The sequence below is a fragment of the Phocaeicola sp. genome, from assembly GCF_057861905.1.
Window position 1 is genome coordinate 1 of the sequence record NZ_DBMACV010000002.1, and the last position, 15,605, is coordinate 15,605.

The following is a 15,605-nucleotide window of genomic DNA, read 5'->3' on the forward strand; positions in this document are numbered from 1 at the left end:
CGAGATTATCTTCTGAATATCGCTGCCTGAAAAAGTTAACTACACTCTTATCGTTGATAAAGAAAAGAGGGTGAATCGCGTATTACGACACACCCTCGTTTTATCAAATAAAAGCTTTACAGCAAAGCATTAATCTTTCAGTTTAGCCTTGATAAAGTCGCGGTTCAAACGAGCAATATTGCTGATAGAAACGCACTTCGGACATTCAGCTTCACAAGCACGTGTGTTAGTACAGTTACCGAAGCCCAGTTCATCCATCTTAGACAACATAGCTTTTGCACGGCGCAAAGCTTCTGGTTTACCTTGAGGCAACAAGTTCAACTGGCTAACCTTAGCTGAAACGAACAGCATAGCTGAACCATTCTTACAAGCTGCTACACAAGCACCACAGCCGATACAAGTTGCTGCATCCATAGCTTCGTCAGCAACCGGTTTCGGGATCAGGATAGCGTTTGCATCCTGAGGAGCACCAGTACGTACGCTGATAAAACCACCAGCCTGCATAATCTTATCGTAAGCAGAACGGTCTACCATCAAGTCCTTGATAACCGGGAAACCGGCAGAACGCCATGGTTCAACAGTAATTACATCGCCATCTTTGAAACGACGCATGTAAATCTGGCAAGTTGTAGCACCTTTTGCAGGTCCGTGAGGATGTCCGTTGATATACAAAGAACACATACCGCAGATACCTTCACGACAGTCATGGTCGAATACGATCGGTTCTTTGCCTTCTTCAATCAACTGTTCGTTCAAGATATCCAACATTTCCAGGAATGAAGTATCGCCCGGGATATCTTTCATCTGGAATGTATCGAAATGACCTTTTTCTTTAGGTCCGTTCTGACGCCAAACTTTCAGCGTAAATGATATATTTTTATCCATTTTACTTAGATTCTTTAATTGTTTAACTTCACTGATTAGCTCTTATAGTTACGAGTCTGAACCTTAATTGCTTCGTATACCAGTGGTTCTTTGTACAATACCGGAGCCTTGTCATCGCTTCCCTGATATTCCCAGCAAGCAACGTAGAAGAAGTTTTCATCATCACGTTTAGCTTCGCCTTCTTCAGTCTGATATTCTTCACGGAAGTGACCACCGCAAGATTCGTTACGGTTCAATGCATCGTATGCAATCAGCTCACCCATTGTAATGAAGTCGTTCAGACGGATAGCCTTATCCAATTCGACATTCATGCCTTCCTTAGAACCTGGGATAAACAATTCTGTTTCGAACTCTTTACGTACTTCTTTCAGTTTAGCCAAACCTGTCTTCAAGCCTTCAGCAGTACGTCCCATTCCGACGTATTCCCACATTATACGACCTAATTCCTTGTGAATAGAGTCTACAGACTTCTTACCCTTGATGTTCATCAGGTGATCAATCTTAGCCTGAACAGCCTTTTCTGCTTCAGCAAATTCCGGCAAATCGGTAGAGAAGCGAGGAACAGTAATCTGGTCTGCCAAATAGTTCTGGATAGTGTAAGGCAATACGAAGTAACCGTCAGCCAATCCCTGCATCAAAGCAGAAGCACCCAAACGGTTAGCACCGTGGTCAGAGAAGTTACATTCACCGATAGCGAACAGACCCTTGATAGAAGTCTGAAGTTCGTAGTCAACCCAGATACCACCCATTGTATAGTGGATAGCCGGATAGATCATCATCGGATTATAATATTTCACTCCGTTGATTTCTTTAGCAAGTTCACCCGGATTTACATCGGTGATTTCTTCGTACATATCGAACAAGTTACCATAACGCTGACGAACAACATCGATACCCAGACGTTCGATACATTCAGAGAAGTCAAGGAATACAGCCAGACCAGTGTTGTTTACACCATAGCCGTGGTCGCAACGTTCCTTAGCAGCACGTGAAGCAACGTCACGCGGAACCAAGTTACCGAATGCCGGATAACGACGTTCCAAGTAGTAATCACGGTCTTCTTCAGGGATATCACTACCCTTCTTAGTACCAGCCTGCAAAGCTTTCGCATCTTCCAATTTCTTCGGAACCCAGATACGACCATCATTACGCAAAGATTCAGACATCAAAGTCAACTTAGACTGCTTGTCACCGTGTACCGGAATACAAGTCGGGTGAATCTGTACATAAGCAGGATTAGCAAACCAAGCTCCCTTACGGTAGCAAGACATTGCAGCAGTACAGTTACAAGCCATTGCGTTAGTAGACAAGAAGTAAGTGTTACCGTAACCACCAGTAGCAATAACTACAGCATGAGCTGCGAAGCGTTCCAATTTACCTGTAACCAGATTCTTAGCAATGATACCACGTGCACGACCGTCAACGATTACGATATCTTCCATTTCGTAACGAGTGTACAGTTTTACTGTACCTGCACCTACCTGACGGCTCAATGCAGAGTATGCACCCAACAGCAACTGCTGACCAGTCTGACCTTTAGCATAGAATGTACGAGAAACCTGAGCACCACCGAAAGAACGGTTAGCCAATGTACCTCCGTATTCACGAGCAAAAGGAACACCCTGAGCAACACACTGGTCGATAATATTGTTTGAAACTTCAGCCAAACGATAAACGTTTGCTTCACGAGCACGGTAGTCACCGCCCTTTACAGTATCATAGAACAAACGATAGATTGAGTCACCATCGTTCTGATAATTTTTTGCAGCATTGATACCACCCTGTGCAGCAATAGAGTGTGCACGACGTGGAGAATCCTGAATACAGAAATTGAATACGCGGAATCCCATTTCACCAAGAGAAGCTGCAGCTGATGCTCCAGCCAAACCTGTACCTACCACAATGATATCCAAACGACGTTTGTTAGCCGGGTTTACCAATTTCTGGTGAGCCTTATAATTAGTCCATTTCTCAGCTATCGGGCCTTCAGGAATTTTAGAATCAATTATTTTAGTCATAATGTTTTTTCAGTTTAAATCAGTTACACTTAAATTAGCAAGCACCGCAACCCATCATGTTCTTCAGGAAGAATACAATAGCTACCAGCATGAAACCAAGAACGATGATGGTAGAATAGATGTTAGAGATGCATTTCCAGCGGTTAATCCAAATCATGTTGTTCCAACCCAAAGTCTGCATTGCGCTCCAGAAACCGTGAGTCAAGTGGAACCACAAAGCAATCAGCCAAATAATATACAACACGAAGAACAACGGATTAGAGAAAGTCTGCATGATATAGCCATAACCGTCGGCTGCATGAAGACCACCCATCATAGGGTTGCCGATGATTTCAGCGAACTGCATTTTGTACCAGAAGTTCATAAAGTGAAGAGCCAGACCCAAGATTACGATGATACCAAGTACCAGCATGTTCTGAGAAGCCCATTCCACATTTTTCGGGCGAGCACTTACAGCATAACGTTCGCTACCGCGAGCTGCACGGTTCTGCATTGTCAACCAGAAAGCGTAGATAATGTGAATTACAAACAAGGCAGCCAATCCCACAGTTGCAACCAGTGCATACCAGTTAGCACCCAGGAACTCACAAACCATGTTGTAAGCTTCGCCCGAGAACAAAGCAACACAGTTCATCGCCATGTGAAATGTCAGAAACAGGACAAGGGCGATACCAGTTACACTCATCACCACTTTCCTTCCAATAGATGAATTACTTAACCACATAAATGATTGAATTTAAATTATTTAATTGTTAGAACTAAAAATTCTGTCCACATATACTAAAATACGATACAAAATTAGGAGTTTTCCATAGATAATACAAGGATTACGGAAATAATTCTTTAATATATTCACAGGAAACAGTTCTAAGAAGGGATTTTTTCTTATTCTTTTACAGCCATACGACTTCCATTAAAGGACAAGGACAACAATAAGGAACGAGCCCCAAGGCCAAAATCTGCATTCTGTAAATGCAATTTTTAACTTGCACGCACAAACATTCTGGTAAGTACAAACGATAAAAGCCGCTTCAGCACCCTCCTAATGGACTACTGAAACGGCTTTTTCATATCATCAGTACCGTAAAGGTATTATTCTATTTCCGCTCAGGAAAATTCATTCCCGGCTTTTCTAATAATTCAACAGCCTTGAGCACGCTATTATTCATCCGGTTCATGACCTGAAAGTACTCACTCATGTCCCACAAATCCCGGGCAATTAATGCTTTCATCTGAGCCTTTATCAACGGAAGAGCTGTCTGATACTGCTTCTCATCATATTTTACTCCAAGTTGTTCACCCAACGTTTTCAACTCCTCCAACATTTCAGGAGTCACCTCAAAGCCTTTATCAAAATGACGAAAATCTTTATATTCTTTCAACCATTCTTCGCGATGCGTATCTACCAGTTTCAGATTCATCTGTACAATAGCTCCCTTATCACGCAAAGCAAGATAATAATCGGTATACATAGTTGTATCTACCGGGACAAAATAGTCGGGCATAATACCTCCACCACCGTAAACGGTACGTCCCAGTTTTAAAGTCTTACATTTTAAAGAATCGGGAAAATGAATACTGTCGGCACTCAACATTTCACCACGATTATACCTATCTATCAGGTCTTTATTGTACTGTTCAATACTCTCGTAAGGCTTCTGAATACAACGCCCTGAAGGAGTATAATAACGAGCAACAGTCAAACGAATCATCGAACCGTCAGGTAAGTCAACCGGACGCTGAACCAATCCCTTACCGAAACTACGACGACCAACAACGATTGCACGGTCCCAATCCTGCAAAGCACCTGTAACAATCTCACTTGCCGATGCAGAAAACTCATCTACCAGCACCACCAAACGGCCATCTAAAAAGTCACCATTTCCTTCAGCCTCAAATTCAGCACGAGGATTACGACGTCCTTCTGTATAAACGATTAATTCCTTCTTACCCAAGAACTGATTTGCCAGTTCAATAGCAGCATTCAGGTAACCACCACCGTTTCCTTGCAAATCGAGAATAAGATCACGCATTCCTTCTTTCTGCAAACGATGAAGTGCGTCTGCAAACTCCTTTCCAGTAGTAGCAGCAAAACGATTCACACGGATATAACCAATTTTCCGGTCAACCATGTAAGAAGCATCAAGACTATATACAGGAATCTTATCTCGTTTAATCGTAAACGGAAGCAATTCCTTGACTCCCCGGCGCATTACCTTAACCGTTACTTCGGTACCACGCTTTCCACGCAAACGGCGCATCACGTCTTCCGTACTCATCTTCACTCCGGCTATTACCGTATCGTTCACTTCTATAATACGGTCGCCCGCCAGTATACCCACCTTTTCGGAAGGCCCTCCTGACACTGGCTGGATAACAAAAAGCGTATCGGTAGCCATATTAAACTGGATACCTATACCATCAAAATTACCCTGCAACGGTTCATTCAACTCTTTCACTTCTTCCGGATCGGAATAAGTAGAATGAGGATCCAACTGCTCCAGCATACTTATAATAGCTGTCTCGACCAACTTATTTTCATCTACCTTATCGACATACAAGTTTGATATAGCAAATTCGGCCAACTGTAATTTACGCGACGGAGAATTGAGTATCTTATTTTGCGCAACAACAGCAGTAGCAGCTATCAAAACACATAATATTGAGCAAAATCTTTTTTTCATAAGGCTCGTATTCATCATAAATTAATATTCAATCCTTCTGGAAGGAACGGCGTCACATCTTTACCATATTGCAATAATTCACGTACTATAGTAGAACTGATAGCTGTCAGTTCCGGTTCCGTAAAAAGCAAAATCGTTTCGATTCCAGCAAGCTTCCGATTGATATCGGCTATAGTTTCTTCATATTCAAAATCGTGTACTGTACGTATACCTCTGATAATAAACTTTGCCTCTTTCTTTTGTGCAAAGTCAACAGTCAAGCTATCGTATGCTTCCACTCGAATACGAGGTTCATTACTATACAGCTTCTTGATCATCTCGACACGTTTTTCAGTTGGGAACCAAGTCTTTTTATTGTCATTAATGCCAATGCCAATGATAATTTCATCCATAAAAGTCAGGGCACGCTTTACCACAGAAAAGTGTCCAATAGTAAAGGGATCGAACGTCCCGGGAAATATTGCTCTTTTCATTTTAATTATCAAATCATAAATAGAGAAAAGCATTTGTTCTAACTCAACAAATCCTCTTCTATTACCAAATTATTAATAATGAAATTCTGACGCTCCATGGTATTTTTACCCATATAGAACTCCAGCAATTCTTTTACCGCATCTGTCTTACGCAAAGAAACTTGTTCCAGACGCATATCTTTTCCTATAAAATTACGAAATTCATCAGGCGATATTTCTCCTAAACCCTTAAACCGAGTTATTTCCGGATTGGGAGCCAGCTTCTCGATTGCAGCAATTCTTTCCTCATCGGTATAACAATAAATTGTTTCGTATACACCTTTTTTACGGTTACGAACACGGAAAAGTGGTGTCTGAAGAATATAGACATGCCCTTTCTTTATTAAGTCTGGGAAGAATTGCAAGAAGAAAGTTATCATCAGCAGACGAATATGCATACCGTCCACATCAGCATCAGTAGCCACAATAACCTTATTATATCGTAATCCGTCCAGTCCGTCCTCTATATTCAATGCAGCCTGCAACAGATTAAACTCTTCGTTTTCGTATACTACTTTTTTAGTCAATCCAAACGAATTCAAAGGCTTACCCCGCAAGCTGAATACAGCTTGTGTATTTACATCGCGACTTTTGGTAATGGAACCACTTGCCGAATCTCCCTCAGTTATAAAGATAGAACTCTCCAGACGTGGATCATTTTCTTCGTCCTTTTTTGTTCCTTTCAAATCATTCAAATGAATACGGCAATCACGTAATTTCCGGTTATGCAAATTAGCTTTCTTCGCACGTTCACGAGCTATTTTAGTAACACCCGCAATAGCCTTACGTTCCTTTTCTGATTCCTGAATCTTCTGAAGCATGATATCAGCTACATCAGGATGCTTATGTAAGTAATTGTCTACATTTTCCTTTACAAAATCGCCGATAAACTTATTGACACTGATACCCGACAATGGATAGGGATTTCCATCGGAATCCTTTTCCGGAGCCATTGTTAACGAACCAAGTTTGATCTTTGTCTGACTTTCGAATGTAGGTTCTATCACATTGATAGCAATAGCTGCTACCAATCCATTTCGGATATCCTGAAACTCCATATTTTTGCCATAGAATTCCTTGATGGTACGTGCAATATGCTCTTTAAAAGCACTTTGATGAGTACCACCCTGAGTTGTATGCTGCCCGTTAACAAACGAATAGTACTCCTCTCCATACTGGGGACTATGCGTAAAGGCTATCTCTATATCCTCTCCTTTTAAATGAATAATAGGATACAACCCCTGAGATGTCATATTGTCGTTCAATAGATCTTCCAAACCATTACGACTGACAATACGATGACCATTATAATAAATCGATAACCCGGTATTTAAATACGTATAGTTACGTAACATGGTTTCGATATATTCCGGTCGGAAATGATAGTTCAAAAATAGTGTGTTATCAGGTTCAAAGAAAATATATGTACCATTCTCTTCATCTGTAGCCTGAGTGGTATCGCTTATCAGTTCACCTTTTGCGAAGACAGCCTCACGCATCTGGCCGTCACGCACACTTCGCGCAATGAAACGAGAGCTCAACGCATTAACCGCCTTGGCTCCCACTCCATTCAGACCGACACTTTTCTTAAAAGCTTTCGTATCGTATTTACCACCTGTATTCAGCATGGAAACAGCATCGACCAAACTTCCCAAGGGAATACCACGTCCATAATCTCGTACGGAAACACGCAGATTATCCTCCATCTCTATCTCAATGCGTTTTCCCGCTCCCATCTTAAACTCGTCGATACAGTTATCTACTACCTCTTTAAGTAAGACATAGATACCATCCTCCGCTTGAGATCCATCCCCTAAACGACCGATATACATACCTGGACGGGTACGTACATGCTCCATGTCACTCAGATGGCGAATATTCTCTTCGGTATACGAAACGGGATTCGATATTTGCTCATTGTATTCTTCTTCCATAAGCAATGCTTAAACGATAGACTAATTTTCTTTTTTATCTGTAATAAATACCTTTTTATAAGCACGGCGGCGTTTGTGCTGAACAGCCTCAAATGCTCCCCACTGTGACTGTACTTTTTTATTCATCTCCAGTTCTGGATTACTTTCACCGTATTTAAAGCCCATCTGTTGGTAAACCGGAACTAAATCGTAAAACAACAGCGCATTAACTCCTTTACTCTGATATTCTGGCTTCACACCTACAAGCAATAAATCGAGTACCTTTGGCTTTTTAATAAACAAAGCCTTCAACAAATGGAACCACCCGAAAGGCAACATCTTTCCTTTCGCCTTTTGCAATGCTTCCGAAAGAGAAGGCATAGAAATACCAACGGCAACCAAATTACCAGCTTCATCCTCTACAAGAGAAACCATGCGCAAATCTATCAATGGAAGATACATCTTAATATACTGATTGATCTGTCCCTGAGTCATCTGCGAATAACCATACAAAGGTGCATAAGCTTCATTTATCAAATCGAATATCTTCTGCCCGTAATTTTGATTCTTAATCTCACTGCGCTTTAATTTCTTGATTTTCAGCTTATATTTTTCAAGAATAATTTCTGAGATACGAACGAACTTTTCAGGTATCTTATCGGGTACAGTCAACTTAAACTCTACCCAGTCTGCCTCTTTTTCAAAGCCCAACCGTTCCATGTGTTGCTGATAATAAGGATAATTGTAAATGGTCGACATGGTACCCAACTGATCGAATCCTTCAATCAACATACCTTCGGCATCCATATCGGTAAAGCCCAACGGGCCAACAATAGCTTCCATTCCTCGTTCCTTACCCCATTCTTCTACAGTCTTGAGCAACGCTTCAGAGATTTCAGGTTTATCAAAAAAATCAATCCAGCCAAAACGGATCTCTTTTTTCTTCCAAGTTTCATTTGCCCGATGATTAATGATAGCTGCAACTCGTCCTACTACTTTATTATTCTCATAAGCCAAAAAGTAATCTGCTTCACAAAACTCGAATGCAGCATTCTTTTTCGGACTAAAAGTATTCAACATATCATCGTACAGGTCGGGTACGGAATAAGGATTATTCTTGTATAATTCGTAATTGAAGCGAATAAATGTCTGTAATTCTTTTTTAGAACTAACTTTCTTAATGATAATGGCCATCTGTTCGTTATAGTATGAAATTTCAGGGGGTAAAGATACAATTTTTTATCCGAAGAGTGGTTCTCTTTCAACGTTTTTGACACATATTCTTCTTGCATTTCTATATTCTCTTTTCATCGAAACATAGAATAAGCAACACAAAATACAAAAAATAAAATGACAAAAGGAATCTGATTTACACAAATTTTCCGCCTAAAGACCTGTAGAAACAATACTCAAAATTGAGTAAAAAATCCACAAATCCTGTTATTCCAGAAAGATAGCCACAGATACATAAACACCTTTTAATCAAAACATTGCACATTTATAAATAAGAAAGAACAAAATTGGTGTAATTATTGTTAGAAAAATTTCAAAAATAAAAATTATGAGAATGAAAGAAAAGCTAAAACTGTTTTTTACATTTGCTTTATTTTGTATAGTTGCTCAACAACTCTTTGCACAAAAGCGAACTATCTCTGGAGTTGTAACTTCGGCAGATGAAAAAGAAGCCTTGATAGGGGTTTCCATAACGGTAAAAGGTAACGAAAGTGTAGGTACCATAACCGATATAAACGGGAAATATACCTTGCAAGCGGAACCAGATCAAACATTGATTGTTTCGTATATCGGAATGAAGACTATGGAGGTCAATGTGCCACGTAAAAATTCGGTATTGAACATTGTTATGGAACCGGAATCAATGAATCTGGATGAAGTAGTTGTTACTGGTTATGGTAACTTTACTAAATCATCTTTTACCGGATCAGCCAATACGCTAAAAGCTGATATGCTAAAGGACATTCCGGTCATGAGTGTAGAACAAAAACTCCAAGGTATGACAACCGGTGTCAATATCACCAGTAGTTCCGGTCAACCAGGAGCCAATCAAAATATCCGTATCCGAGGAATGGGTTCGTTCAATGCTTCCCAAGAGCCTCTGTTCGTCATTGATGGAGTACCAGTTACTTCAGGTAGTCTTAGTGCCGGAGGTTCAGATGCAGCATATATGAACAACTCAAAAACCAACATTATGAGTACGCTGAATCCTTCTGATATCGAAAATATTACAGTGATAAAGGATGCAGCAGCAGCCTCTCTTTACGGTTCAAGAGCAGCAAATGGAGTCATCCTTATCACGACAAAAAAAGGTAGTGCCGGAAAAGCTCAGGTAACGCTGAATGTATCTGGTGGCTTCTCGAATGCTGCGGTTGATTTCCGTCCAACATTGAACGGAGATCAACGTAGGGATCTGTTATATGAAGGATTGGTAAACTATGCCATTGATCAAAATATGGAATCACCGACTGCTTATGCAGATCAAGAAATCGGCCAATATGCATATGTACCTTCTATGGGCTATACCGACTGGCGTAAAGAATTATTGCGTACAGCTACTCAGCAGGATTATGAAGCTTCTGTTTCTGGTGGTAACGATCGTTCTACTTATTATGCTTCGTTAGGATATAACAAACAAGAAGGCTTAGCAAAGAATTCAAGTCTTGACCGCTATTCCGCCCGTTTAAATCTGACACAGAAAGTTGGTAAATACGGTGAAGTAGGTGCCAATATGATGTTTACGCAGATGAATCAGGAAATGAACGAAGAACGAGGTTCTGCCATCAATCCATTCCTTTGCGTAGCCATGACCATGAACCCTTCGATGACAGTACGCGACGAGGAAGGTAATTACATCGGTGCATACGAAGGTAGTACCCTGAATCCTTTACGTGATATCTTAACTGACTATAACCGAGTACGTATGACACGTATGTTCTCTACAGGATATGCCAGCATAGAACCGCTGAAAGGATTGAAACTGAAAGAAACACTCAGCTACGACTATACTATCCAGAAGGATTCCAGATATTATAACCCACTCAGTTCTGCAGGTCCCAAAAGCGGAAGTGATGCACAAACAGCTAAAGGATTTATCGAATACGGAAAACTCATCTCATCCACATCGTTAAATTATGTCCGAACTTTCGCGTATAAACATCATTTGGACGTATTGGCTGCTTATGAAATTGAGAGTTATCAGACAGATAAAGCTTCAGGTATGAAGTCAAAGCTTCCTTCAGATATTCTGACCGAACCCGACAATGCAGCTGTATTGAACAGTTTTATTTCCTCAACTCAGGATTACCGTATGATTTCTTACCTGTCACGTTTGAATTATGATTATGATGATCGTTACTATCTGGCTGGAAGTTTCAGACGTGATGGTAGTTCACGCCTTTCTCCTGATAATCGATGGGGTAACTTCTGGTCTGTTTCGGGTATGTGGAACATCAGCAACGAAGCATTTATGAAACCGGCAAAAAAGATTTTGAATGATCTGAAAATACGTGCTTCGTATGGTGTCAACGGAAACCAGCCAAATTCTCTTTATGGCTACATGGGATTATATAGCTACGGACAAAACTACATGGGAGCTTCTGGTTCATACGAATCATCACAGCCTAATACCAACTTGGGATGGGAAAAGAATTATAACTTGAATATCGGACTGGATTTTGCTTTTATCAACCGTATTTTTGTAAGTCTGGAATATTACAACCGTGATACAAAAGACCTACTCTATAATCTTCCTATCAGTGCAACAACCGGCTTTACGAGTTATCTGGCTAACGTAGGACAACTTAATAATAAAGGTGTTGAATTTGAACTTCGTACACTGAACTTTGTTTCCAACGATTTTAACTGGACCACCGTATTCAACCTTACACATAATAGAAATAAAATTGTTTCGCTAAACGGTCAACTCGATCAAACGATTGAAGGAACCTGGTACATCCATAAAGTAGGACTACCTTATTATACATTTTACGTGAAAGAATTTGCCGGAGTTAATCCTCAGAACGGTAAAGCTGAGTATTACAAAAACAAAACGAATGAAGATGGTACAATCGATCGTAGCCTGACAACCGATCCAAATGAAGCAGAAAGTATTCCATACAAATCTGTTAATCCTAAAGTATCAGGCGGTCTGACTAACATTTTAAATTATAAGTGGCTGGATTTAAGTTTCACTCTTACTTATTCATTAGGAGGCTATTCATACGATAAGTTAGGAACAAGTATTGAAAACGGTACAGAATCTATTTATACATCCAGATACAATCTGCCAGTATACGCCTTAGAACGCTGGCAGCAGCCCGGTGACCAGACAGATGTTCCCCGATTTGTTTTTGGAGAAAAAGCAAGTGTAACTAATTCTTCACGCTACATTCATAGTACGGACCATTTAAGACTGAAAAATCTTACTCTTGGATTTACATTGCCCGACCAGTGGACAAGAAAGGCATTAATCAACAAGGCACGTATTTATTTTTCAGGAAGTAACTTGCTGACATGGGCAAAATGGAAACAATATGATCCGGAAACTCCTGTCAATGGAGAAGTTTACTGTGAGGCACCGGTTATGCGTACATTCAGTTTCGGAGTCCAATTAACATTCTAAATTCATTAACACTGTATTTAATATGAAGAAAATATATATATATTTATTGACTATGGCTTCGGTGATGGGAACTTCTTGCTCTGAAGATTGGCTGAACCTGAACCCCTCAACATCTGTCACCACAGACCAAGCCTTTACAACTTTGGAGGATGCCAAAGTAGCGTTAAACGGAGTTTACCGCGAAACATCACAGCATAGCTATTATGGAGATAATTACTGGTATTACGGCGATTGTCGTGCTATGGATGTACAAGCAAGAGAAAACAAGGCCTCAGGTAAGCGTGTTACTCCTTATTATACATATAATGTATTGGCTACTGATAACCTGAATATAACGCTCCCATGGAATCGTCCTTATCTGGTCATCCGACAAGCAAATAATCTTATTCAAAAGATAGAGCAAGGAGTTGTGCAAAGTAGTGACACCAAAGAATTAGAACGCATAAAAGCGGAAGCCTTGGTCTTACGAGGACTGGCTTTATTCAATCTGACCAGATTGTTTGGTATGCCTTATCTCAACGACAACGGTGCTTCTTTAGGAGTTCCTATTGAATTAAAGCCGGAAGAACCAGCACATCAGCCCAAGCGAAATACAGTAGCAGAATGTTATGCTCAGGTTGTCAGTGATATAACGACAGCACGTCCCTACTTAAGTACAGAAAGAACTGATGGTTATGTTAATTATTGGGCAGCACAGGCTTTACTATCGAGAGTATATCTCGACATGGGAAGTTATAAAGAAGCCTACGATGCAGCAACTGATGTCATCAACAATAGTAAAGGATTATATCAACTCTATACTCGTGATGAATATCCTACTGTATGGGGAAAAGATTTTCAGTCGGAAGCATTATTCGAATTATATATAAGCACTACAGAGCCCTCGGAATGGGGTGGCGGTACCGGTGGTGAAGGAGCTCCTATGGTTTATGCCAATGAAGCAAAAGGAGTCGACTGGAATAATCTTATTCTTACAGAAGAGTTCTTAAATTTACTTGAAGAAGATCCTAACGATGTACGTCACTGCATTACACAGTTATCACTTATTGAAAACAATGAAGGACTTCCAGAAGCTGCACGTAACCGTAAGGTTTTCCTCAGTAAGTTTCCGGGCAAGAGTGGAGATCCGAAAGATAATAACATCAGCATTATTCGTCTGTCGGAAGTTTACCTGAATGCAGCTGAAGCAGGTGTAAAATTGGGAGGCAGTTATCTGGAACCGGCAAGAGGTTTCCTGAATCAGATTGTCAGTCGTGCTAATCCAGACAAATCTGTCAGTACGGCCGAATTTACAATCGAACGGGTTTTAAAAGAATGTCGGAAAGAACTGGTCGGAGAAGGACAGATTTTCTTCGATTACCTGCGAAACAAGCAACCGATTGTTCGTAAAGGAGGATGGCACCTAAGCACACTGAGTACATTGAACGCAGAAACCATTCAACCTAACGATCCACGTATTGCTCTTCCTATTCCACAATCGGAAATAGATGCGAACCCGAACATGGAACAAAATCCGCTATAAGATTTTATATTATCATAAACCTTAAAAAATCCGTTTCAGGAAAACTTTAGTTATCTTGAAGCGGATTTTTTATTGTTTCACTCAAAGAGTATAAACAAAAAAGGGAAATATCAAATATTTTTCTATTTCACGCATAAGCATGCATAAGATTTCACACGCAAAAAGATATAGAATAGTCATATTATCGCACAAAAAGAAAGATTATTAAAAGCAATACAGTCAAAAAGGCTATTAAAAACCCATATAAGCAACAAACGAGGGAAAGACAAGTTATTCATAGCTCGTGAAAAAGCATCGAGGCTGATCTCCTCCCCGATTTTTTCAATTCTCAAGAGCTCATCACCACCAACTTTCAGGTAAGGAAAGAACCATTCCGATGACTTGTGCATAATTTTTCTGCCCGGAAGATATTTGATTACTTTTCAAGTACCAATTATAAACTAAATCTTGCAACTTACCTAATAAGTCATTATAACGAATATCCCAATATGCTTGCTTATCATACAACTGCTGTATAATCTCAGGCCGTATAGTGCTGAGCCAACCCGTGAACTCAGACTCACTAAGCAAACTACGGGTATTGACTATCACATAAGGCAACAATCCGAAATAACCACTGTAACGGATATTCGAGTCGGTAGTATGAATGCAAACCTGATATGCCCAGAAATTGGCTTCTGCTTCACTGCTCACGCCAAGTAAATGGGCAAGCTCATGGGCATAAGTAAACGGAAGCTGTACAGGAAGTAATTCATGATTTACATGAGACTCATCAAAAAAAGGTCCCATATATCCCAACACTCCAACTCCAGAATACAACCTGTTACAGAAAGAATACTTTGGATGCTGAAAATCCTTTGGCTGTGTTAGTCCAAACTTTTCAGGTACTTCAGCATACATCTGTTTAACCGTCCGCTCCAATGCAGACTGTGAAATATATATCTCTTGGACGAAAGCAGCATTCAAACTATCCGTATAAGCTGAAAGGAATTGCTTAAAGCGCTTTTCCTCATAAGAACATGGAACAACCTCTGCCCGTTTAAAAAAAGTATCACGGAAATAATTCATTCCCCATCCCCAATAAAACCAAACGTAAATCCAAAGCAAGATTTCTACTTCATTCCTTACTATCGATTTCCATCTTTGCTTTCTACGACAGGCAACTATCGGATAAAGCATCAATCCTACTATTGTTACAACTACCAAAATTTCACAAAGCGAAAAAGACACAATAGCAGCCAATCGTGATAAAAAACAGGAAATAGTCGGATAAAGAAAACGAGCATAAAATTCGCCAGCACCGGACACAAACCGAAATATACACACGCTTGTTAAAAGCAAAACGAGTACTGTCCAACGAATATGTTTCCACTGAAGCTTTTTCATAAGAACAAAGTTATCATTTTCTGAATTAATTCTTTACTTTTGTCCGGTA

At 40.2% G+C, this 15,605-nt stretch carries 10 protein-coding genes; 2 read left to right on the forward strand and 8 right to left on the reverse strand.

The window, feature by feature from the left end:
* Nucleotides 1-129: 129 nt before the first annotated feature.
* From ACZM60_RS00565 to ACZM60_RS00595, 7 genes are all read right to left on the reverse strand, one after another.
* Nucleotides 130-885, reverse strand: a complete 756-nt coding sequence (locus tag ACZM60_RS00565) for a succinate dehydrogenase/fumarate reductase iron-sulfur subunit (RefSeq protein ID WP_022232475.1) — start codon at nt 883-885, stop codon at nt 130-132.
* A gap of 35 nt (nt 886-920) precedes the next feature.
* On the reverse strand, nt 921-2,903 hold the full coding sequence (locus ACZM60_RS00570; RefSeq protein ID WP_340319583.1) for a fumarate reductase/succinate dehydrogenase flavoprotein subunit: 1,983 nt from the start codon (nt 2,901-2,903) through the stop codon (nt 921-923).
* Between the two features lie 34 nt (nt 2,904-2,937).
* The gene (locus ACZM60_RS00575; RefSeq protein ID WP_340319584.1) at nt 2,938-3,627 is read right to left on the reverse strand and encodes a succinate dehydrogenase/fumarate reductase cytochrome b subunit; all 690 of its coding nucleotides are present in this window, start codon (nt 3,625-3,627) and stop codon (nt 2,938-2,940) included.
* Between the two features lie 373 nt (nt 3,628-4,000).
* Nucleotides 4,001-5,587 carry a S41 family peptidase gene (locus ACZM60_RS00580; protein WP_489520533.1) on the reverse strand — a complete coding sequence of 529 codons (1,587 nt, stop codon included), beginning with the start codon at nt 5,585-5,587 and terminating at the stop codon, nt 4,001-4,003.
* Between the two features lie 14 nt (nt 5,588-5,601).
* Nucleotides 5,602-6,060, reverse strand: coding sequence for a pantetheine-phosphate adenylyltransferase (gene coaD, locus ACZM60_RS00585; protein ID WP_340319586.1), 459 nt, complete (start codon nt 6,058-6,060; stop codon nt 5,602-5,604).
* 38 nt (nt 6,061-6,098) lie between these two features.
* On the reverse strand, nt 6,099-8,033 hold the full coding sequence (locus tag ACZM60_RS00590) for a DNA topoisomerase IV subunit B (protein WP_021970237.1): 1,935 nt from the start codon (nt 8,031-8,033) through the stop codon (nt 6,099-6,101).
* A 21-nt stretch (nt 8,034-8,054) separates the two neighbouring features.
* Entirely contained in the window at nt 8,055-9,206 is a 1,152-nt protein-coding gene (locus ACZM60_RS00595; RefSeq protein ID WP_489520534.1) for an N-acetyltransferase, read from the reverse strand.
* 367 nt (nt 9,207-9,573) lie between these two features.
* Between ACZM60_RS00595 and ACZM60_RS00600 the strand changes: the two genes are divergently transcribed.
* Entirely contained in the window at nt 9,574-12,648 is a 3,075-nt protein-coding gene (locus ACZM60_RS00600) for a SusC/RagA family TonB-linked outer membrane protein (protein ID WP_445323133.1), read from the forward strand.
* A 22-nt stretch (nt 12,649-12,670) separates the two neighbouring features.
* Nucleotides 12,671-14,170 carry a RagB/SusD family nutrient uptake outer membrane protein gene (locus tag ACZM60_RS00605; RefSeq protein WP_489520535.1) on the forward strand — a complete coding sequence of 500 codons (1,500 nt, stop codon included), beginning with the start codon at nt 12,671-12,673 and terminating at the stop codon, nt 14,168-14,170.
* Between the two features lie 339 nt (nt 14,171-14,509).
* Here ACZM60_RS00605 and ACZM60_RS00610 read toward each other — a convergent pair whose 3' ends face one another.
* A complete protein-coding gene (locus ACZM60_RS00610) occupies nt 14,510-15,556 on the reverse strand; it encodes a DUF3810 domain-containing protein (protein WP_489520536.1) in 1,047 nt (348 codons plus the stop codon).
* Nucleotides 15,557-15,605 lie beyond the last annotated feature (49 nt).

Bases quoted from the DNA above. Each gene is read 5' to 3' on its own strand.
- ACZM60_RS00565 (WP_022232475.1), bottom strand. From the start codon at position 885: ATGGATAAAAATATATCATTTACGCTGAAAGTTTGGCGTCAGAACGGA.
- ACZM60_RS00570 (WP_340319583.1), bottom strand. From the start codon at position 2,903: ATGACTAAAATAATTGATTCTAAAATTCCTGAAGGCCCGATAGCTGAG.
- ACZM60_RS00575 (WP_340319584.1), bottom strand. From the start codon at position 3,627: ATGTGGTTAAGTAATTCATCTATTGGAAGGAAAGTGGTGATGAGTGTA.
- ACZM60_RS00580 (WP_489520533.1), bottom strand. From the start codon at position 5,587: ATGAAAAAAAGATTTTGCTCAATATTATGTGTTTTGATAGCTGCTACT.
- coaD (WP_340319586.1), bottom strand. From the start codon at position 6,060: ATGAAAAGAGCAATATTTCCCGGGACGTTCGATCCCTTTACTATTGGA.
- ACZM60_RS00590 (WP_021970237.1), bottom strand. From the start codon at position 8,033: ATGGAAGAAGAATACAATGAGCAAATATCGAATCCCGTTTCGTATACC.
- ACZM60_RS00595 (WP_489520534.1), bottom strand. From the start codon at position 9,206: ATGGCCATTATCATTAAGAAAGTTAGTTCTAAAAAAGAATTACAGACA.
- ACZM60_RS00600 (WP_445323133.1), top strand. From the start codon at position 9,574: ATGAGAATGAAAGAAAAGCTAAAACTGTTTTTTACATTTGCTTTATTT.
- ACZM60_RS00605 (WP_489520535.1), top strand. From the start codon at position 12,671: ATGAAGAAAATATATATATATTTATTGACTATGGCTTCGGTGATGGGA.
- ACZM60_RS00610 (WP_489520536.1), bottom strand. From the start codon at position 15,556: ATGAAAAAGCTTCAGTGGAAACATATTCGTTGGACAGTACTCGTTTTG.